The 21414-nt window shown below is 47.3% G+C and carries 17 protein-coding genes; 1 reads left to right on the top strand and 16 read right to left on the bottom strand.

Translation table 11 applies throughout. The annotated features are described in order from the left end of the window. The 5 genes from OCU14_RS08475 to OCU14_RS08455 form a co-directional block, all read right to left on the bottom strand. Positions 1 to 642 (bottom strand): nuclease/transposase family protein (locus OCU14_RS08475; protein WP_507762968.1); only part of this gene is annotated, 642 nt, incomplete at its 3' end. A gap of 966 nt (positions 643 to 1608) precedes the next feature. After that, entirely contained in the window at positions 1609 to 2931 is a 1323-nt protein-coding gene (locus tag OCU14_RS08470) for a signal transduction protein (RefSeq protein WP_261810660.1), read from the bottom strand. Positions 2932 to 2935: 4 nt separating this feature from the next. Further along, positions 2936 to 4264, bottom strand: coding sequence for a GHKL domain-containing protein (locus OCU14_RS08465; RefSeq protein ID WP_261810659.1), 1329 nt, complete (start codon positions 4262 to 4264; stop codon positions 2936 to 2938). Between the two features lie 12 nt (positions 4265 to 4276). Then, positions 4277 to 5035 carry a response regulator transcription factor gene (locus OCU14_RS08460; RefSeq protein ID WP_261810658.1) on the bottom strand — a complete coding sequence of 253 codons (759 nt, stop codon included), beginning with the start codon at positions 5033 to 5035 and terminating at the stop codon, positions 4277 to 4279. Positions 5036 to 5527: 492 nt separating this feature from the next. Beyond that, positions 5528 to 5953 carry a hypothetical protein gene (locus OCU14_RS08455; protein WP_261810657.1) on the bottom strand — a complete coding sequence of 142 codons (426 nt, stop codon included), beginning with the start codon at positions 5951 to 5953 and terminating at the stop codon, positions 5528 to 5530. A 73-nt stretch (positions 5954 to 6026) separates the two neighbouring features. On the opposite strand from OCU14_RS08455, the gene greA reads away from it, so the two are divergent. Next, entirely contained in the window at positions 6027 to 6515 is a 489-nt protein-coding gene (gene greA / locus OCU14_RS08450; protein WP_261810656.1) for a transcription elongation factor GreA, read from the top strand. Positions 6516 to 6702: 187 nt separating this feature from the next. On the opposite strand, the gene OCU14_RS08445 is transcribed toward greA, so the two are convergent. The 11 genes from OCU14_RS08445 to OCU14_RS08395 form a co-directional block, all read right to left on the bottom strand. Beyond that, entirely contained in the window at positions 6703 to 8748 is a 2046-nt protein-coding gene (locus OCU14_RS08445) for a BglG family transcription antiterminator (RefSeq protein ID WP_261810655.1), read from the bottom strand. Between the two features lie 273 nt (positions 8749 to 9021). After that, positions 9022 to 10746, bottom strand: a complete 1725-nt coding sequence (ptsP, locus tag OCU14_RS08440) for a phosphoenolpyruvate--protein phosphotransferase (RefSeq protein WP_261810654.1) — start codon at positions 10744 to 10746, stop codon at positions 9022 to 9024. Between the two features lie 21 nt (positions 10747 to 10767). Beyond that, entirely contained in the window at positions 10768 to 12792 is a 2025-nt protein-coding gene (gene tkt / locus OCU14_RS08435; RefSeq protein ID WP_261810653.1) for a transketolase, read from the bottom strand. 53 nt (positions 12793 to 12845) lie between these two features. Beyond that, complete coding sequence (ulaA, locus tag OCU14_RS08430) at positions 12846 to 14216, bottom strand: PTS ascorbate transporter subunit IIC (protein WP_261810652.1); 1371 nt, start codon at positions 14214 to 14216, stop codon at positions 12846 to 12848. Between the two features lie 33 nt (positions 14217 to 14249). After that, the gene (locus OCU14_RS08425) at positions 14250 to 14549 is read right to left on the bottom strand and encodes a PTS sugar transporter subunit IIB (protein WP_125546413.1); all 300 of its coding nucleotides are present in this window, start codon (positions 14547 to 14549) and stop codon (positions 14250 to 14252) included. Continuing rightward, the gene (locus OCU14_RS08420) at positions 14549 to 14998 is read right to left on the bottom strand and encodes a PTS sugar transporter subunit IIA (protein ID WP_261810651.1); all 450 of its coding nucleotides are present in this window, start codon (positions 14996 to 14998) and stop codon (positions 14549 to 14551) included. The genes OCU14_RS08425 and OCU14_RS08420 overlap by 1 nt, the downstream gene beginning before the upstream one ends. A gap of 370 nt (positions 14999 to 15368) precedes the next feature. Next, entirely contained in the window at positions 15369 to 17099 is a 1731-nt protein-coding gene (gene ptsP, locus OCU14_RS08415; RefSeq protein ID WP_261810650.1) for a phosphoenolpyruvate--protein phosphotransferase, read from the bottom strand. Between the two features lie 74 nt (positions 17100 to 17173). Further along, positions 17174 to 17614 carry a PTS sugar transporter subunit IIA gene (locus OCU14_RS08410; RefSeq protein ID WP_261810649.1) on the bottom strand — a complete coding sequence of 147 codons (441 nt, stop codon included), beginning with the start codon at positions 17612 to 17614 and terminating at the stop codon, positions 17174 to 17176. Between the two features lie 68 nt (positions 17615 to 17682). Further along, the gene (tkt, locus tag OCU14_RS08405) at positions 17683 to 19689 is read right to left on the bottom strand and encodes a transketolase (protein ID WP_261810648.1); all 2007 of its coding nucleotides are present in this window, start codon (positions 19687 to 19689) and stop codon (positions 17683 to 17685) included. A gap of 165 nt (positions 19690 to 19854) precedes the next feature. Further along, positions 19855 to 20094 carry a hypothetical protein gene (locus OCU14_RS08400; RefSeq protein WP_261810647.1) on the bottom strand — a complete coding sequence of 80 codons (240 nt, stop codon included), beginning with the start codon at positions 20092 to 20094 and terminating at the stop codon, positions 19855 to 19857. Between the two features lie 19 nt (positions 20095 to 20113). Beyond that, a complete protein-coding gene (locus tag OCU14_RS08395) occupies positions 20114 to 21403 on the bottom strand; it encodes a class II D-tagatose-bisphosphate aldolase non-catalytic subunit (RefSeq protein ID WP_261810646.1) in 1290 nt (429 codons plus the stop codon). Between the last annotated feature and the right edge of the window lie 11 nt (positions 21404 to 21414).

Genomic DNA, 21414 nt, shown 5'->3' with positions numbered 1-21414 from the left:
AGTTGCTAGGAAGCGCAATCCGCGATCAATTCCTACGATTTGCGGATTATCCTTAGGATCGAAGTCGCTAACTTCTTTCGTGATGCCAATGTACAGAAACCATTTGTCTTGGTTATGGACTAACTTGGCGGTCCCAAGCTTCCAGTCACCGGTAAAGTATTTTTCGAATCCTTTGTTAGTGAAATTCAGCTTAGTCCGTTTGCCCAGAGTGGTTATCGAGATTTTTCTCATTCCATTTGCAAAAGAGTAATTACCCCGGCGAACCAAATCTGCTTGTGGTCGGCGAAATTGGATGGGTTTAACCAACCAGGTCAGGTCTCTAGGAGCTTGAATCCATTTGTTTTTTTCGTTCTTGTAACGGTAAGGATGTTGTTTCATTTGATCTCGAACAGTTTTGTAGCAAGCTGAGACTGTTCGGAAAACAGACTGAATCATCTGGCTATTGAGTTCTGAACTTTGTCTAAATACTTTGTACAGATGGTGATTGATCTTTAACCAGCTTAACTGAAACTCATGGTCAAAGATCCATTGACTAACAATATTAGCTAATCGTTGATATTCCTGGCTCATCGCCAAAAATTGTTCTGCTTGATCCGTGTCCGGATAGAGTCTCAGCTTGATTGTTCGCCCTAATTTAACCAATGAATACCTCCCCTGTAGATGGGATTAAGTATAACATGTTTGGCCCTCTAGAGGGGAACGTATGTTTCCAAAGAGTGCTAAATTCTTGCATTCACCCCACTATTTAAATCGCAGATTTTCTGCTTAGTTATTAACAAAGCAACTACTAAAAATAGAGCGATGTCACCGGTTAAGGTTCTGTTCTAATTATCTTGGTAGTCGTGTTATCTGAACCTAGATCCTAAGTTTCCACCCAAATTAAAAGTAGTGCCAACGAAGTTTTTTCGCCGACACTACTTTTCAATTTATCCATTAACAACCAGCTAGTTTGAATGCCACGATACTGTGGCAACCCCCGGTTATTTTTGACTTCCTCGTCCATTCTAGCCGGAGGAGGCCAGGGATGGAGCCGGCCGTGGTGGTGCAGTTAGACCGAGCGATATTCTCGGCCTTACTGCACGGGCGACCTTTAAGACCCGCGCCCCTGGCGGGGCTTAAAGTCGAGCGAGAAGCCCAGAGGGCTGAAGCGTCCCCACAGCAGGCGTAATCCCTGGCAGCCGCAGGCGGCCACTCCAACACTATCTTTCAAAGAGATCAAAAAAAACCGGAGTAACCACGCTCCGGCTCCCAGTTAGCAGCTTTGAGTCGCAACGTTTCACCGTTTGTAGTCAGGAAATCGCTGTTATCTCAGGCTTGCTAGACCTCAATATGTAATCTTTATTGAGCAACTCTACCCGATCAGGTTGGGAACCCAGTCGAGCCATTAAAGTAACTCTCATCATGACGGTAAGGGTCACTTCACAAAGTTGAGACTCCGCAGAACTTCCACATTCTACGACTTCTCTGAAGGATTGATTGGTATTACATTCATTAAGTATAGCAGACAGCCCTAGAATTGCAAGCGTTTTCAGAAATGAAACGATAACTGTTTGCCTGTGAAACCAGTTGACCACGCAGTCCGACCTTGTGAATCGTTCAAGCCTTGGGCTATCCCTTCGGTAAGGCCACCGTTAACTGGCCCCAGTGGCGCTTTAATTTCAGCGTACTGGTGGCACTCGTGGGGAGCACGCGCTGCAGGCGCGACAGGTCCAACTCGGCCTCTTCACTCTGAACGCGAGCCTCACCGCCAACTTGCGCATCATCCGGTACCGGGAAGATGACTTGAAAGCGGACGAGTTGCGCCGTTTCCTGAAGATCCAGCGTCACCACCGCTGGTTTCAGATGTTTCACGCCATCGACCAATGGAGGGAGTGTCCGATTCAACAGCGTGCCCATCAGCTTGAGGGTCGTAATCGTCGCAGTCAGGGGTTCTGGTACCTTGATAAACAGCTGAACCCCGGCTTCCTGGGCCACCAAGTAGTTATGGTAAACATCGAAACGCAGACTAGCACTGGGAATATTGGAGAGATCATCAATCGTCAATTCCGCTGCGTTACTAGTCTCCCAACCCGAGCGGATGTCGATGTACAATTGCCGAAACCCCTCGTAATCTTTGTCCTCAAGGTAACCACCGAGTCCCAACAACATGTTTTGATAATCGTGGCTGAACTTGCGAATCGCGCCCATTTGTCGGTTCAATTCACTGGTATATTGTTCACGAAATTCCTGTTGTTGCCGTTGAAGCTGGGTATGTTCCTCTTGCAAATGGGTCAGCATCAGCATATAGGTACTCAATGACAAGCCAATCAACAGGGTTCCGGTAACCCCCGTCAGAAAGATCAGGTAGTGGTCGGAATCGGCCAACTCCTGTAAAGAGTATTCGAAGAGAATGTACACCAGGGCAATCCCAGTCATAAAGATCAGAAAGAGATACTCCATAGACCTGCCGATCGTCGCTTGAATAAGATTTTCCATTGGGGCTCGCGTCAACCACAGACTCATCGCCATCAACGTAAAGATAACGGCATCAATGGTCATTCCCGTCAAGGTCCCCCACCAGCTGGTGGCAAAGCTCAGACTGGTCAGCCAGATGATACCATTTAACACCACCATATCGACAAATTCCGTCAGCAGGTAGGCCATAATGGTCACGTCGATGAAAGCCGGTAAATACTGCCACTGATGACCCTTGGCGAGGAGCGCGACCTCAATCACCAGCATGACCACGACCGCTAGTGCCCCCAGTAAGGAACTCCGAGCAGTGAAGGGGTTGACGATATCCAGGAAGGTGAAGCCGATCGCCATCCCAGCGCAGTAGGTGAGAAAGTGTTTCTGCCGTAGTTCGGGGAACCAGTAATACTGAAAGTAGATAAACCAAAAAATCAACGTAAAGTCCGCCACCGCGAAACTCCAAATACTCACTGTAATCATACGCTCACCTCCCCGGCTTGGTTAAAATCACGGTAAAGTACAACATCCCGCGTTTTACCGCCACCTGCAGGGCAGCGTTCTCGGTCTGATCAATCAATTCCCTCACAGTGCTGAGTCCTTGACCGTGACCATTTCCCTTGGTCGTATAGCCCGCCTTCAGGAATCGATTAATCTGGGGGGGCGTTGTCGGGGAAACGGGATTGGCGACAGCGATCTCATAAGATTCCGGATAAACTAAAATGGCACAATAAAGCTCTGCCCGATCACCAACAATTGGGGCCTCGATAGCGTTATCTAGCAGAATCCCGACAATTCGCAACAGATCCATACTGGCCATGGGGAGGCTAACGATGGCATCGGGAATCTCCAGATGCAGATCGCGTCCCTGGTTCTGGGCAGCTAGTATTTTCTGAAATAACAGACTCTTTAGAGCGGGGTCCCCTAGCTGCTGGAGACCGTCCGCCTCCAGTCCGGCCAAGTGACTCGTGGCCTGCCAACGGTTGTTGAGTGTCTCATAATACGCCGCTAAGCCCTCATAATCCTTGGCATCCAGGTAATCTCCCAGCTGAAGCATCTGCTTTTGATAAATTTGCTTGAATTGGCGAATCGCTTGAACTTGATCAGAGATTCGCCGGTCGTAGCGTGTTCTTAACAGCGTTTCCTGGTACTTTGCCCGCATCCGTTGACGCGAGAAGAAGCTCTGGAGAAAGCCGAAGAGGCTCGCCGAGATCAAGAGCACCATCACCAGTTCGATACTCAAAGAAAATGTCAGCATAGCGTGTGAGATTTGGAGGTGATGAATGATGCGTGACGACGTCTCTGCCAGCACCGTGAGACTGGCTAGCATGGCCATGACCGTCCACTGTTCCTTACGACTCAACGCCAATTTGGTGAGATTCCCGGGCTGGATATGCATACCGGATACCGCTAGGGAGATCAGACTATAGATAAAAATCTGAAAGAGCAGCCGCGCCGCAATGGCCGGAGCGCCGTCGGCAATTTTTCTGCTCCAGAGCTCGATGGCTACCTGTCGCGTCACATCGTTAATCAGAACGACCACTAGAAAGATCACAATGGTGGCGTTGACAAAAATCAACACCAAATGCCGCCGGTGCCGGAGCAAATAGAACCAAGCACTGATCGGCGGAATGAGCAGACTCCATGGCGCCCCAATAAAGGCTGGGATCAACGCCCAGCCGACCCATTTCAGGGGTAATTTCCAGTTTTGTGGTCGAATGAGACCAATCCAAATCGTGAGGAACCACTGCATGGTCATCGCCAACACGAAATTTGTCCAAAATTGACGTCCGAATAGTTGTAGCACGGCGTCCATCACTGCACCCTCTTAGGATTTTAAATGCTTTTGTACCAACGTTTTGACCTCGTGGAATCGGCGAGTGGCCACGTCTGTCTCGTCGCCATTAGGAAAAATCAGACGTCGTTTCTCCGAATCGATCCCACTAACATTGTCGAGATTCACCAGAAAACTCTTGTCCGTTCGGTAGAGCTCCGGATACTGGTCGGCAATGTCCTTCAAAAAACCCGGGAACTCCACTAACTGGTTGGCCGCGTGCACCGTGACCTTATGCGGCGTCTCCGCTGTCGCCACAAAGTACACATCCCCCATTGACAGACTGAAATTTCGGCCACCAATGCTATAGCTGAAGAGATTTTCGGTGTTGCCGAGATAGTTCGTGTAGCGCTGATAACCGTAGTCGACGTTCTCGCGGAGCTTCTGGTCGATCTGAGTACGCCCCAAGTCCTTGACGATGAAATCCATCGGTTCCACCTTTCGTTCGAAGGTCAGGAGCGCCATTTCGGAATGCGTGGTCACGAAGACAATTTCGGCAAAACCCAGGAGCTTTCGAATGGCAATGGCCGTCTCTAACCCACTCATCTTCTCCGCAGGAAACTCGATATCGAGGAAGAACAGCGCATACTCCGGCGGATTTTCCTCAAGTGCCTTCAGGAGGTCTTGGGGGCTGGGCGTGGCGAGATTAACCACCATATCATAGTCATTAATCATGATGTAGCGCTTGATCACGTCGTTATAGTGTTGTAATTGTTCTGGATTGTCTTCACACAGGTACACGGCTAACATCATCTCACACCCTTTCAACTAAGTCGGGACTATATCTATCACCCACTAATATATATTGAATCGCGACGACTTGCAATCGTTTTACTCACGCAAAAAAGGAACCATCCCCTCAGATAGTTCCCAATCCGCATGGATTATTTAATTTGGTGCTGGCTAAATTAGCACTCCCCCAAGTTCTAATTAAGTCATCAGATACTGCTGTACACTTACTCTTCAGTCACTGCTGAAAGTCTTGTTACTAGCCATCCTAAGCATCTGACAAAGATTGCGTTCTACCAAGCCGCCATGTGATTAGATAATCTCAAGTACGTCCCAATCAATATCCCCCAGATGTCGTGTTAATCACGCATACTTTAATTGATTGATTCGCGAAATCAGTTTCCGTAAAACTGACCCCTTCCAACTGTTATCACTTTACCATGTTCTTAGCTTATCAGTCGTTAAATGGCAAAAACGTCAATATTTGCACGTTAATGCCCGGATAATCAGCACAATTTAATTGTGTCGTAGCGAATAAGTGATGTAGCCTCCTAAAATTAAGGGACCCACGAAGGCCACCACAATGTCGATCAACCCGCGCCAGTACCACTTCAAAGCGGTCTTAGGAGCCGCAGTTAGCCGTGGTTCACGTTGGGACTTGCCCATCTTCTCGTAGACCGAGGCCGTCTCATCGGCTGCCCGACGTCGGCGTTTACGCTTGCGCCGAACCGTTGGCGCTTTGACATCTCGGTTATCCTCTAAGATCGCCCACTTGGCAAATGGGAAACATAACCAACTGATTAAAAAGTACCAGTCGGCCCCAGTAATGCCAGGCATCAACCGCCATTGCGCGTAGTTCAGATGCCCTAGGAGGGCAATGACGAGGACGATGACCAGGCCAATCCCGGCTTGACGTAACCAGTACGATCCGTTAATTTTCATAGCTGTCCACCTTTCCCTTTCCGGTAAAACTGTTATAGACTAGACTTAAATGTAAGTAATGAGGTGTTCAATTATGGCAAATTCACGAGATTTCAATCCCATCACCGCCGCGGGTTACCGCCACATTGAAGACGAGATTGCTGCCCTCCAGGCGGATCGGCCGACCAAGATTGCGGCCTTAGCCGAGGCCCGGGCGCACGGCGACCTCTCGGAAAATGCGGACTACTCCGCCGCTAAACGTGATCTGCGACATTTGGAAAGTCGTTTGCGTTTCTTGAATAAGCAACTCCAGTATGCCCGCGTCGTCACGCCCAGCACCAGTCCCGTCGTGGAACTAGGTAAATGGATCACTCTGCGTTTCACAGATGACGAGGACCTGGAAACTTATCAACTCGTTGGTACGGCTGAGGCCGACCTCGATGCGGGTAAAATCACTCGGATCTCGCCACTGGGCAAAGCACTCATGGGACATCAGGCCAACGATACGGTCACGGTCCAAGCCCCCAATGGGTCGTATCAAGTGACCCTACTCACAGTCGGTCTTAACCCGCCAGAACAATAGAACCAGTATACCATGAAAAACCGACCAGTCGTGGTCAGGTTTTTACCGAAATTCAAGAACACAAAGAGAGCTGTCAGCCGGGTTAACGCCCGGTCTGGCAGCTCTCTTTGTGTTCTCAATTCTCTCTCAAATCATGCGCATTTCTACTCGGTAACGGGGATCCCCGTGGCGTCGTAGAAGTTCTTGGTCATTGAACTTTTTGAATGACTTCTTGAACAATTTCAAGATTATTTGCCCCTAGTAACTTTTGGTAGAGTCCCTCATCTTGAAGTAACGCCAACAACTGACTCAAGGCGTGGACGTGGGCATCTCGATCCACCGAAGCTAGACCAAAGATAACCTGAAGCCGTTTGGACTTGCCGTCAACCACCATGGTTGTCGGCTTTTTTAGAATCAGTAAGGACATCCCCAATTGGTTGACCCCATCTTCTGGTTTCGCATGGGCCAACATGACGCCGTCTTTAATCATCATGTACGGCCCATTATCCAAGGTAATATTGATGATTTGATCGGCATATCTGGCTTCAACCGAGTTGTCACGTTCCAATGGCGCCATCGCCGTATGTACGGCGGACTGCCAGTCTACCGCCGTATCGAGCAGTTGGATATGAGCAACCGTCAACAAGTCCGCGAGTGACGGTCGATTGTTGGGCATGACCGTCGTATCCGCCGGCACCTGCTGGAAGTAATCTTGTAAACTCGCCGTGAGTCCCTCGAAATCATCGACTCGCGCGTAGTCCGTAATAATATCTAGAACCGCATGCACCAGCTTGGTCTCACGAGAATTATCCAGCAGTCCCAGCTGCCGGAATTCCTGACTCAGCCGTTGAAAGTCACTGGAATTCGGAATTGCCTGCACCCATAGGCTGGGCACCTCGCCAGTTGCTTCCATTTTAGCCGTGGTCAAGACCAGCTTGGGTGCGCCATGCGTCAAATCCATCTTCTTAAATTCTGACAAGCTAAAGGGTTGTGAGAAGCTGATTCCAGGATAACGATCCGAGAGTTGTTGATACAAAATGAGACTTGTCCCGATCCCACTGGTGCAGACCAGGAGTACATCCGGTTGCTTCTCTGACGCGAGCCAGTCCGGTGAAATCCGTTTAACTTCACCACCAAAATACACCGCAATCAGGGCCAACTCATCACTAGAAACTGGCGATTGCAGGAAGTCTTCAAAGGGTTTCAGCGCATACTTCGTTAGGCTCATCAGATAGCTATATTCCAACTTCACATCCGTCAGATTAGCATTGTGGTACTGCACATTATATTTAATTCGAAAGTAGGTGGAGTAAAGGTGGGTCGCCAAGGCACCTAAGAAGGCATCCGTGACCAGATCTATGCCGGAAACGGAACTGAAGCGTTCGGCCACATTCTTCGTGGTCGTCAGGAGTCGCTTGCTGAACTGACCATCCTCATTGACCTGTTGTAGTTGGCCCGCTAACAGAAGCTTTCGCAAACTCCCAACTTCCGCCGGGCTGACCCGACCATACTGGTCCAGGAGAGACTCACACCACTGGCTGTACTGGTCTAACGGATAATTGCTGACACCCGTTAGCTCACGATCCCGGTCCTGTAGCCGATTCAGGAGCCAAGCCAGATACCAGATTAGGAGTTGCGCGGCATCCCCACTATACGAGTTTCCCGTATCCACCTGTAATTGCGTTAACCGTTCTGTCACGACCTGCAGGCGCGGTAGCTTTTGAATTTGCTGAATAATCAGTGGATTTTGTTGGGCGAGTTGTTGATAGACCCATTGCCGTTGCGACACTTCGCTCCCGACCAAAGCCTTCCCATGACTGGTATTGATGACTTCCGTATCGACTGGCAAATTGGCTACCAGCTCCCGGAAATCCTTAATGATGGTATTTTTGGAGACTTCTAAACGCTCTGACAGGTTCACCAGTGAGAGATGCTGGTTATGCTGGATGAGAGCCCAGATAATCATTTGACGCCGCTCCTCGGCATTTAAGACGGGTCGTGCGTCGGCCTGGTTGTGTGCCTGCAGATCATCTAGCGTCGATTGCGTCAAGAAGTACCCCCCTTGAGACAGACGTTGAATATCGTCCAGTCCCAAGTTTTTCAACGCCCCATTGGTCTGCTTCAACCAATAGAAGACACTGCGCCGCGAAAGACTCATCTTATCCTCAAGGTCAGCCACCGTTTTATACTTTTTACCCTCAGCCAAAATGGAAACTAATAGGTTGATTTGACCCTTTTCACTAATGTTTAGCATCGTCTTACCTCATCAATTCTCCAAACTAACAAGCCTTGTGACCGGTCCACATTTCCCTAAACCGCGTCACCCTTTTAAGTCAGTCGCAGGGAGTCGAACCCCACAACTGATTGATCGACAAACCTAATTGGTATTGATTGTACCACGCTGAATTTTGTTCCGCAGACCCAACGATTTCTCGTCAGCGCCTGAAACACGAAACGTATGACGCCAAAGACACTTGGCAGCCATACGTTTTGCGAAAATTATTCTTTTAATTCTGACAACTCGTGATTAAGCCTGAAGGTGCTTTTCCACGAGAGCCTTGACCTCTTCATTGGTCTGGCAGGTCGTGACAGCCTCGTCAACAACCTTAGCCCAATCAGTGGTGTCAATATTCTTCATTTCACTCCGAACCCGTAAGACAGAGGTAGCACTCATCGAGTATTCGTCGAGGCCCATCCCCATCAACAGTGGCACGGCAATCTTGTCACCGGCCATTTCACCACACATCGCCGCAATCTTACCTTCCTTGTGAGCAGCTTCAATAACATTCTTGATCAGCCGCAGTAAGGCAGGATTGTAAGGCTGGTAGAGGTAGGAAACGTGTTCGTTCCCACGGTCGGCAGCAAAGGTGTATTGAATTAAGTCATTAGTCCCAATGCTAAAGAAGTCAACTTCCTTGGCAAATTGGTCCGCAAAGACCGCAGAGGCTGGAATTTCAACCATCATCCCCAGCTTGATGTCGTCCGCTACAGGAACCCCGGCGGCAACCAACTTGGCCTTTTCTTCTGTAAAGACCTTCTTGGCTGCACGGAATTCATCCAGCGTGGCAATCATTGGGAACATAATCCGAATTTCACCGTAGTGGGAAGCCCGGATCAGTGCCCGTAACTGAGTTCTGAAGATTTCTTGCCGGTCCAACGAAATCCGAATAGCCCGGTAACCCAGGAATGGGTTCATTTCTTCGGGAAGTGGTAAGTATGGGAGGTGCTTGTCCCCACCAATATCCATCGTCCGAATAACCACTGGCTTACCCTTCATGGCTTCAGCCACGGACTTGTAAGCCTCGAACTGGTCATCTTCGGATGGTAACTTATCACTGTTCATGTAAAGGAATTCCGTCCGGAACAGCCCAACCGCTTCGGCCCCGGCATCGACAACGGCGTCGATGTCATCTGGGGTTCCGATGTTAGCGGCAACTTCGAAATGCTTGCCATCTTTAGAGACGGACGCCGCATCCTTCAATTTCCGCCATTCGGCACGCTCTTGAGCGTATTGCTTAGCCTGTTCCTGATATTGATGAACTTCATCCTTATCGGGAGCGACCAGAGCAAATCCATCCAATCCGTTCAACACGAGGAGATCCCCGTCTTGAACATCTTGAGTGGCCTCTTCAGTCCCAACAACCGCTGGCACTTCCAAGGTCCGTGACATGATAGCTGAGTGACTCGTCCGACCACCGAGGTCCGTCAGGAAACCCTTAACAAACTGGGTATCCATCTGGGCGGTATCAGAAGGGGTCAAATCGTGAGCAATCACGATGACGGGTTCGTTAATTAACGCTGGGTTAGGCAGTGCCTTCCCAAGTAAGTGACTCAAGACACGCTTCGTCACATCCTTAACATCGGCTGCTCGTTCTTGCATGTACTTGTTGTCAGTCATTCCCTCGAAGATGGCAATGAATTGGTCAGTGACCTCTTTCAAAGCCTCTTCAGCGTTGATCTTCTGATCCTTAATGAGCTGTTCAATTTGTCCAGTCATTTCAGGATCGGCCAGAATCGTCATGTGAGCATCGAAGACTTCGGCTTCACTCTCGCCAAGGTTCTGCGCCGCCTTGTCGCGAATAACCTTCAAGTCATCCGTCGAGTCACTCATGGCTTGGGTCAGACGCTTGATTTCGGCGTCCACATCCGTCACTGACTTTTTCTCGAAGCTCAGGTCTGGGTCAACCAGGCGATAAGCCTTGGCGATCCCAATCCCATCACTTGCTGCAATACCTGTAATTCTCTTTGACATGTCTGCCTTCACCTCAAATGCTTATTCCGACTTCTTCCACAATTCTTCGTACTTCTTAACGATGGTCTCCGCATTAAAGCCAAAGTGTTCGATGATGTCTGAACCCTTACCACTTAATCCGAAGGTATCGATCCCAATGTTGGCACCCTTTAAGCCGGTGTACTTACCCCAGCCAAAGGTACTGTCCATTTCGATCGAGATCCGCTTGTCAACCTTTGGTGGCAAGACGGAGTTCTTGTAGTCTTCACTCTGTTGGTCGAAGAGTTCGACACTAGGAATGGAAACCACAGAAACATCGTATTGCTTTTCCCGTAAGGCAGCTTGGGCCTTCAGTGCTAATTGGAGTTCAGAACCAGTGGCCATTAAAATACCATCTGAGTCTTCGTTCTTAGCTGGCGAAACCACGTAGCCCCCACGAGCAACATTTTCTGGACGTGTTTGTTCCAGCAGAGGTAACCCTTGACGAGAAAGAACCAGGACCGTTGGCTTGTCGGTCGTGTTGGCGATCGTTTGCCATGCCCCTAACATTTCGTGAGCATCGGCCGGACGAATCACATTCACATTTGGAATAGCCCGTAAACCAGCCAGTTGTTCGATTGGTTCATGAGTTGGGCCATCTTCACCAACGGCAATCGTATCATGCGTGAAGATGAAGGTAACAGGGAGTCCCTGTAAGGCAGCTAAACGAATAGCAGCCTTCATGTAGTCGGAGAAGGTGAAGAAGGTTGACCCATAGACACGGGAACCACCATGTAAGGTCATCCCGTTCAAGGCAGTAGCTTCACCGAATTCACGAACACCAAACCAAACGTTATCGTTGGCAGGTTCGTCAGGGTTAAAGCGACCTTCATTCTTCAATTGGGTCTTGTTACTTGAGAACAAGTCGGCAGCACCACCCCAGAAGTTCGGGTTGTACTTGGAGATTTGTTGCATCAATTCTGAGTTGCTGACACGGGTGGCAACTTCCTTGCCAATCGTTTCATCACTCAACTTAACTTGGCTCATGTCCAACTTAGGCCCTACTTCAGGCGTAAAGTCAGCAGCCAACTTAGGTTCGTTACGTTGGTAATTCGTGTAGAGTTCCGTCCACTCATGGTGAGCAGAAGTCCCGCGTTCTTCAATGCCCTGCTTGAATTGGGCATAGGCGTCTTCAGAAACGGAGAATGGGGTCTGACTCCAGTGATAGAATTCCTTAGTCTTCTTGACGTTTTCAGCACCTAAAGCGGAACCGTGAACCTTGTTTGTCCCAGCTTCTGGTGAACCGTGACCAATTTCGGTCTTAACTTCAATGAGCGTTGGTTGTGTTGAACGCTTAGCTTCGTTGATGGCGTTGTTGATGGCAGCTAAGTCTTCCCCGTCTTCGACGAAGAGGTAGTTCCAGCCAGCACCCTTGAAACGGTAGCTTTGCGTTTCCACAGAACCATTGGCCAACGGTCCATCCAACGTAATGTCGTTTGAATCGTAAAGCACGATTAATTTGTTCAGTCTTTCCTTACCAGCGATGTTGATGGCTTCTTGACTGATCCCTTCCATCAAGTCCCCATCACCAACGATTGAATAAGTCCAGTGATCGATTAAATCGTAATCTGCCGTGTTGTACTTAGCTGCTAAATGCTTTTCAGCTAAGGCCATCCCAACAGCCATGCCGATCCCTTGGCCCAGTGGCCCAGTCGTTGCGTCAACGCCTGGGGTGTGACCGTATTCGGGATGTCCGGGCGTTAATGAACCCATCTGCCGAAATTGCTTTAAGTCATCCATCTTAACCGCGTACCCACTCATGTGAAGTAAGCTGTAAAGTAAGGCTGAACCATGACCTGCTGAAAGGACAAACCGGTCACGGTTGATCCAGTTAGGACGCTTTGGATCAGTCGTCATGTGGTAGTTCCATAAAACATAAGCCATTGGAGCGGCATCCAAGCACAAACCTGGGTGCCCTGACTTAGCCTTTTCAATCATATCCACACTTAACATTCTTAAAGTATTAACAGCTAATTCGTCTTTCTCTGTGAAGTTCGCTTGAACTTCGCTTACGCCTGCGTTTGTCATTAACGATTACTCCTTATCCTTGGACTGAAATTTTAAAAAGTGATGCTCTAAATTTAACCTTCGGCTTCAGTCTTAGCCTTCTTGTTTCCCTTGAGGAAGAAAGACCAAATAATAACAACAACTGTAAAGCCGATGATACCAGCGATAACAGCAGCTTGGCCGTAGTGACCCAAGTTACCAAGTAAGATACCTGGTACCAAGTAGTCGGTATCGGCGAAAGTTGAAGCAGCCATCTTCAAACCACCCAGAACAGGCAGAATCAATAATGGTAACCAACTGATCAGCAGACTGTTAACAGCAGAACCAATGATGGCCCCACGACGACCACCGGTAGCGTTCCCGTAAATCCCAGCGGCACCCCCACAGAAGAAGTGACCAACAACACCAGGGATAATAACGGTTGACCCCATAGCGATCATCCCGAACATACTCAAGGTACCCACGATGAAGCTGACGAAGAACCCAATCAGCAAAGCGTTAGGTGCGTATGGGAAGATGATAGGAACATCCAAGGCTGGCTTGGCATTTGGAACCAACTTCGTAGCGATCCCTTGGAAGGCTGGCACAATTTCACCTAAGATCATCCGAACACCGGCTAAAACAACGTAGAAACCAGCGGCGAAAGTCCCGGCTTGAGTCAATGCGTAAATTAAGTAGTTGGTGCCTGAACTCAACTTCGTTTCAACGAAATGTGGACCTGAAACTAAAGCTAATACTAAGTAAACAATAGCCATAACCAATGTAATAGAAACAGTTGAGTCCCGTAAGAAGCTTAAGCCCTTAGGAACATTGATGTCTTCAGTAGACTTCTTGGAGTCACCGAACCACTTACCCATCAAACCGGCAGTTGCATAACCAATGTTACCCGTGTGCCCCATGGCAACGGCGTCACCACCAGTAATCTTACGCATAAATGGTTGACACAATGCTGGCGTAACAGTTAACAAGGTCCCTTCAAACAACCCACCTAAGAGAATCGTGGTTGCACCGGCCTTCATCCCAGTAGAGATCAGGATAACGGCGGTTAAACAAGAAACGTAAAGCATTGCTTGACCCGTTAAGAAGATGTACTTGAACTTCGTGAAACGTGCCAACAGAACGTTGACAATCATCCCAACGAACATGATCAAAGCGGTCGTGGTCCCGTACTGTTGTAAGGCAATAGCCACAACGGCTTCGTTAGAAGGAACAACCCCTTGAACGTGTAAAGCAAACTTGAACATGGAAGCAAATGGTGCCAATGAATTTGACAAGATGCCGGCACCACCGGTCAGAACTAAGAACCCAACGAAGGTCTTAACAGTCCCTTCCATGATCTTGGTTCCGGGCTTCTTTTGAAGTGCCAAACCTAGACAAGCAATTAACCCAACTAGGATGGCAGGTGTACTAACGATAGAAACAATAAAATTAATAACTGATTGCATAATTGCTATTCCTCCAATCTAACGTTAAAAACACTAGTCGTGCTTGATACCTTCTCTGTCTAATAAGACATTGAGCTTTTCTTGCAACTCATCCTTGTCGATGATGCTCTTTAAGACAAAGACCTTTTCTTTTGGCATGTCTGAAGCTTGTTCAGCCAAGTCGTTCCCTAAGAAGAAGTAATCAGCGGCATTAACGTTCATGCTACCGGTATCAAAGTGGGTAACTTCAATGTTATCCGTATCAACGTTTTCTGCTTTGAGGACAGCGTCGATGTTCATTTGAATCATGAAGCTAGAACCTAAACCTGATTGGCAAACTGCTGCGATTTTCATTATTTTTCCACTCCTCTGAATTCATTAACCAACTCTTCGACAGTTGTTGCTTTTTCCATTCTGGCGAAACTATCCGCATCTTGAAGCTTCATTACTAATTCTTGTAGCGCTTCCAAATGTTTGGTGTTATCACTAGCGGCCAGAACGAAGAATAATGTAATTGGATGGTCTTCACTAACCAAGTTGATCGCTGGATCAACTTTCATGAGAGCCATTGACATTTCATTTACACCATTCTCGGGACGAGCATGTGCTAAAGCAATGTGGGGTCCAATATTGATAAATGGGCCGTTCTTCTCGACAACATTAATCATGGCATCAACGTACGATTGTTCAACCTTCCCTGTAGTTAACAACGGCGATGCTGCCTGCTTAATTGCCTCCTTCCAGTCTAGGTGACCAGCCTGTCTTACCTGGACAGTCTGGGGCGTCAATAAAGTTTCTAACATTCTAATCAACCTCCGCTTCTAAAGACAACTACACCTTAACTTGTTATGGAAACGGTTCCAAGTGCAGTCAGTGCACTCTTATAGAGTGCAGGAAGTGAACCTTTATACCTTTTTCTGCATCTTTAGACTGGCTGAATTACTTAGCTGTTAATCAATAAACCCTTGTCACTAGGCGATTTACAATGAGAAGTTTCGCTTATGAATTCATCGTAATTTAATCATAAACCCATCGAATATACAGAACTATCTGGTTTTCGTCCAAAGCAATGGACAGAAGTTAAGATAGCTAAAACCGATAGATCAGCGTAAAAGTAGCGCAAAACAGAGAGACTGCGACAACAGTCACAGTCTCTCTGTTTTGCGCTACTGATTACTTATTGAGAACGGCTGTAAAGTCGTTAACAATTTGTTTTACTTCATCATTGCCTTCGGCATCTAGCGCTCGATCAACCAAAGCGGTTAATTGTTGCGTATCCAGCGTCTTCATTAGTGAACGCGTCTGAAGAATTGACGTGGCACTCATGGAGAATTCATCCAAGCCCATTCCCATTAACAATGGAACAGCAACCTGGTCACCAGCCATTTCACCACACATCCCAACCCATTTTCCTTCGGCATGTGCGCAATCAATGGTCCGCTTGATCAACCGTAACAATGATGGATTGTAAGGCTGATACAGATAGGAAACATGTTCATTCCCACGATCTGCAGCAAACGAATATTGAATCAAGTCATTCGTCCCAATACTGAAGAAGTCAGCATACTTTGCTAACTTGTCTGCAATCATCGCGGCAGCAGGAATTTCCATCATCATCCCAACTTCGATATCATCCGCAACAGGTGTTCCCTGTTCAACCAGCTTGGCTTTCTCCTCTTCAAAGATTGCTTTAGCTTGTTTGAACTCGGCCACCGTAGCAATCATTGGAAACATGATAGCCAATTTGCCAAAGTGCGAAGCTCGTAACAGTGCCCGCAGTTGGGTACGGAAGATTTCTTGGCGATCCAAACTAATCCGAATGGCCCGGTAACCTAAGAATGGGTTCATTTCCTCTGGTAGTGGCAGGTATGGCAACTTCTTGTCGCCCCCGATGTCCATAGTCCGGACAACCACCTGTTTACCATTCATCTTGCTAACAACGGCTTTGTAAGCTTCAAACTGATCTTCTTCGGTTGGTAATTCCTGGGAATCCATATACAAGAATTCTGAGCGCATCAGCCCAACAGCATCCCCACCGTTAGCGGTAACGGCTTCGACATCTTTGGGTGTCCCAATGTTGGCGCCAATCGTAAATTTTTTACCATCTTGACTGACCGAATCAGCATTCTTTAACAAAGCCCACTCGGCTCGTTGTTTGTCATAATCGACTTTCATTTGCTGATAAGTCGCAACCTCTTTAGCCGATGGACTCACGATGATCTCACCGTGCAAGCCATCCACAATTACCGTATCACCGTTGTGAATGACCTGTGTTGCCGTTTCACTGCCGACAACTGCTGGAATTTCCAATGTCCGTGACATGATAGCGGAATGAGACGTCCGACCACCAATATCCGTCACGAACCCCTTAACAAAGGCTTTGTTAACTTGGGCGGTGTCACTTGGCGTCAGATCATGAGAAACCACGATTGACGGTTGATCAATCAATGACGGTGATGGCAGTGCAACACCTAGTAGATGGCTCAGAACCCGTTTACGGACATCCTTCACATCAGCGGCTCTGGCTTGCATGTAGGCATTATCAGTCATCCCTTCAAACACAGCGATAAACTGATCGGCCACTTGACTCAAAGCTTCGGCGGCACTAACTTGGTCCCCACGAATCTGTTTTTCAATTGCCCCAATAAATTCAGGGTCATTGACCATCGTAATATGGGCTTCAAAAACCTGAGCTTCCTCATCACTCATAGATTCAGCAGCATTCTTCTTAATAACAATTAAGTCTTTTTCGGAATCTTTCAGCGCGGCATGCAGGCTACTAATCTCTTGGTCCACATCAACCGTCTTCCCAGTGGCAAAAGATAAGTCTGGTTCAACTAAAACGTAGGCACTCTCGATAGCAATACCATTGCTGGCTGCGATTCCTTTGATTTTGCTAGACACGTTATCCCTCTTTTCATTTCAACTCTTCACGAAATTGAAACTGACGAAAGACTTCGGTTCAACTAGCTCCTGACCTATTCCTTCAAGGCGTTTACAATTTCATCCACTGTCGCCGCTTGTTTCACGGCATACAGGGTCTCATCATTGCTGAGTTTCTGAATCATTTTTGTTAGTAACGTGTTATGGGCTTGATCAGGGGTCGGTTCGTCAGGTTCCGCAAATAACAGAACCAACCGAACTGGCGCATCATCAATACTCTTCCAAGCGATTGGCGCTCGGAGGGTTGCAATGGCGACAGTAGGATAGGCCACACAATTACTCCCATGAGGAACTGCAACTTCATTGCCAATTCCAGTCATTCCTAACATTTCACGGTATTCAACGTCCTCTAGAAAGCCTGCTTCATTCGTAATGGCATGTGATTGAAACAACCAATGCGTCATTTCTTGAAGCAGTGCCTCTCGATCGGAACATTCAAGATGTAGTGAAATATTATTTGGATTAATCGTACTCATTAAGTCCATTCCTACCGCCCTTTCTAGTCCAAAACCTCCAAGAGATTTAGAAACCAGCTGAGACAAACTTACTTATTCCATAACATTTCAAAGTGCTTAACAATATTATCTACCGTGAAACCAAAGTGCTTCTGAACAGCTGGACCATTACCACTGGCACCAAATGTATCGATTCCAACACTGGTCCCATCTAAGCCAACATACTTGCCCCAACCAAAGGTGCTTTCAGCTTCAATGGAAATCCGCCGCTTGATGTCGCTTGGCAAAACAGATTCACGATAGTCCTTAGACTGCTTATCAAAGAGTTCCATACTTGGCATCGAAACAACTGAAATGTCGTAAGAACGCTTGGTTAAAGCTTCCTTAGCAGCTAAAGCTAATGGGACTTCAGACCCAGTAGCAATCAAAATTGCATCTGGATTACTAGTCTTGGCTGGTGAAAGCACGTAAGCCCCTTTAGAAACATCAGCATCAACCGTTTCCTTCAAAACAGGCAACTTTTGCCGCGAAAGAACCAAGACACTTGGTGCCTGAGTTTCTTCAGCAATGAACTTCCAAGCACTCAGAACTTCATTGGCATCAGCTGGCCGAATAACATTAACATTTGGCATCGACCGTAATGCGGCTAATTGTTCAACAGGTTCATGAGTTGGCCCATCTTCCCCAACGGCAATAGAATCATGGGTAAAGACATAGGTAACTGGCAGATTCTGTAAGGCTGAAGAACGTACAGCAGACTTCATGTAGTCGGAGAAGGTAAAGAAAGTACTCCCAAAGACCCGGCTACCACCATGTAAGGTAATACCGTTTAATGCAGCGGCCATCCCGAATTCACGAACCCCGAACCAAATATTCTTATTCTGCGGATTCAGTGGTGAGAAACGTCCGCTATCTGCTAATTGTGTTTTGTTGCTTGAAGACAAGTCGGCAGCGCCACCCCAGAAATTGAGGTTGTGATCGCTGATCTGTTGCAAAATATCTGAGTTAGCAACTCGAGTCGCGATCTCATCGCCCACCTTGTAGGATGAAGTAACTTGATCCAGGTTAAGTTTTTCGCGTGGGTCAGCGGAGAAGTCTTTAGCTAAAGCATCCTTATCACTGAAGTCACGATAGTCTGCTTCCCAATCGTTGTAAGCTTGAATCCCACGACTTTGAAGGTTCTTTTGGAATTGTTCGTAAACCGTATCTTCAATTTCAAATGGCGCATCGGTATAGTGCAAAGCTTTCCGGGTAGCGGCAATATTTTCATCACCCAATGCAGACCCATGGACTTTGTTAGTGCCGGCTTGTGGCGAACCATAGCCGATCACAGTCTTAACTTCAATCAATGTTGGTTTGTCAGTCTTCTTGGCTTGGTCGATAGCTTCATTGATGGCAGCTAAGTCTTCCCCATTAGAAACGGAGAGATAGTCCCAACCAGCAGCCTGGAAACGTTGTCCAGCATTTTCGACGGACTCATTGTTCAGTGGCCCATCAAGCGTCACATCATTCGAATCATAAAGCACAACCAACTTACCTAGTTTTTCTTTTCCGGCAATGTTGATAGCTTCTTGACTGATCCCTTCCATCAAGTCCCCATCACCAACGATAGAATAAGTGTAGTGGTCAATCAGCCGATAGTTGCGGTTGTAGACAGCGGCCATATGCTTTTCAGCGATCGCCATCCCAACGGCCATACTAATCCCTTGGCCTAAAGGACCCGTCGTCGCGTCAACACCAACGGTCTTCCCAAATTCTGGGTGCCCAGGTGTCTTCGATCCGAGCTGACGGAATTGTTTCAATTCACTCATCGGTAAATCATACCCGCTGAGGTGTAACAGACTGTAAAGAAGTGCAGACCCATGTCCTGCTGACAGGACAAACCGGTCACGGTTAATCCAGTCAGGGTGCTTAGGATCGACGTTCATCTGATAATTCCACAGCACATAAGCCATGGGTGCAGCATCCAAACAGATACCTGGGTGACCAGACGTTGCCTTTTGAATCATATCAACACTCAACATTCTGAGAGTATTAACTGCTAGTTCATCTGTTTCATCAAAATTTTTAGTTGAAATATCTTCTGCATTAATCATTGATTTTCCTCCGTTTTCATTAGCAACCTAAGAAAGCCTAAAAATCGGCAGTTGAAAGCGCTTGCATTAACGGCAGAAATAACCTATACTGTTTTTAGCCGTAAAACCGTATTCGTTTATTAATGCCAAGAAGTCTTCCCGTTAAGGAAGGCTTCTTTGTTATGCTTATAGCTTCCCTCGAAAGAGGTTTGATAATCTCGCTCTCGGGTAGATGCAACGAACGATGATGTAAACACTGACGAAGAACATCCCAATCCAACTAAACATGAACCCGGTGGTCTTCTGTGCAGCGGTTAAACCAAAGAACCCAATAATTAGGTAGAGGATAAACAGCGTGCAGACGGTAATAACTAACCCGCGAATAAACTTGCCGACACCATGATTACTTGTATTTGTTTGTTTCATCAGTCACCATTCCTTTACATTAAGCTTTTTGTGCTTGGGAAACGTTCTTACGAATGTCACTGGTTAAACCAGTTAAGTTCAAGGTTTCAACGTATTGACGTAATGGATCCTTGATGCGGTCAATCACGTAACGTTGACCATCAATGTTGTTTTCGGATAAGTTAGCGTATAACTTAGCAACTTCAGCCTTAACTTCGGGTTCATTGTAAACGTAGTGACCAGCAACGTCCAGGATGATTTGGTATAAGTCAGGACGGTTCAAAGCTTGGTCGACAGTCAACTTGTCATCGTCGCCTTCCATCCACTTAGTCCAACGACCATTGCGGATAGCCTTGTCCAAAAGAACCTTGTATAAGTTTGATGGATTCTCAACTAAGCCATGCTTTACCAGTTGTTGTTCAACTTCAGTTAAGTGAATCAAAGCGTGGGTTTCAGCAGTCCCATATTGAGGAGCAACGTTGCAAGCCGTGATGTGTGCTGGTTGGTGTAAGAGCAAGGTAACATCGTCCAAGTAGTCAGCGTTGTGTTCCTTCAAACCAACACCATACTTCTTAGCCATCGTCCCTAATTCAACGGCGTTTTCAAAGTTCCATTCACCGGCCTGAACACCGATACGAGTCAATGTCCCAGTTTGACCAACAATCAGAGTTGGCATTGGCAAGTTACGCTTGTCGAGTTCACCCTTCAAACGTTGAATAAAGTTTTCATACTTAGCAGTCGTGGTTAACCCACCATTGGTTTCTTCAGTACCAACTTCATAACCAATTTCTGGCAAGTTACGCTTCTTACGTTCAGTTTCACAGTATTCAATCAACTCAACAGTCCAGTCGATAACATTATCTAAGTTAACAACTTTCCCGATTTGGAATGGGTCCTTGGTTGGGTCAATCATCAGTAAGTCAAATCCAGCTTCGATATCAGCTAAGTAGGATTCCTTGGCGAGCTTCATGGCTTCGTCAAACTTCAAGTGGCTGTTACGTTCCTTATCACGCTGCCATGGACCACCATGGTCACGGCATAAGTAGTAAAGGCCATTGAAACCAACAGCATCGGCAACCTTCTTGATGTCGGCACTGAACCGAGTTTGATCCCAGCCATTTACATAGCCCCCACCGAGGTCATCCTTATCAACTTGGTTACGGCTAGCGATGAACATTAATGGAAAGTCATCGTCTTTGGCTAATTCAAAACTAGCCCGCAATAAGTTTGGTGACATTGGGCCGATACCCAGTAACGTTGCGTAACGTCCTTGATCTTGTAACTTCAACATAGTACTGATTGATTGTTTGATAGAAACCTTTTCACTCATAATATATTTGC

Origin of the sequence: Levilactobacillus humaensis (assembly GCF_024345185.1) — a bacterium.
Lineage (GTDB): Bacteria > Bacillota > Bacilli > Lactobacillales > Lactobacillaceae > Levilactobacillus > Levilactobacillus humaensis.
Note: the sequence above shows the minus strand (reverse complement) of the source record. Positions and strands in the feature narration are given on the sequence as shown.